The sequence below is a fragment of the Neisseria sp. HMSC075C10 genome, from assembly GCF_001815615.1.
GTDB lineage: Bacteria > Pseudomonadota > Gammaproteobacteria > Burkholderiales > Neisseriaceae > Neisseria > Neisseria subflava_A.
Genome location: NZ_KV821277.1, coordinates 1 through 560 on the forward strand (window position 1 = coordinate 1; position 560 = coordinate 560).

Annotated in this window: 1 protein-coding gene; it reads right to left on the reverse strand. The window is 52.9% G+C overall.

The window, feature by feature from the left end; all coding sequences use genetic code 11:
* Nucleotides 1-461: type IV pilin protein (locus HMPREF3047_RS10050; protein WP_168165909.1), on the reverse strand; the 461-nt coding region annotated here is incomplete at its 3' end.
* Nucleotides 462-560 lie beyond the last annotated feature (99 nt).

A 560-nucleotide genomic window follows, 5' to 3' on the forward strand; every position in this document is an offset into this window, starting at 1 on the left:
CCCCTAAATATCTCCTCGCCATCCGTACAGCTTCCCTTCACCTTCATCTTCCCGCACACCACCGCCGTCAACGACTCGTTCAAGCGTAATACTCTCGGCTCCGCCTCACTATCCAGCGCCACTGCCTTCAGGGTAAACTTCCCCTCCAAGATCCCCTTAGCCTGGCCGCTCATCCTGATACAGAAACCGCCCGCCTCCTTCACCGGCAATTCCGGCCACTTCGTCGACGTCAGCTTAAAGCTGCCCTTTTTCGTGTAGAACTGCTCCATAAAGCGCGCATTTTCCAGCAGGGCAGCATGCGCCGCACGCAGGTTGGCCGAACGGACCGATTCCCGATAGGCCGTAAAGGCCGCCGTCGCCAATATCGAAATCAACAGCATCACCACCAACAGCTGTATCAAAGAATACCCCCTCTGCACAGTTGCCCTATTCCGTTTTCCGTCAAATGCATTTGAGTACATATCTTTATTCCCTTTATCTTTTCTATCCCCATACAATAAGAGGTTATCCGTTTGTCCCTTTACTCAATGGCCCCCATTGGTCCAAGTCTTCATTGCCAC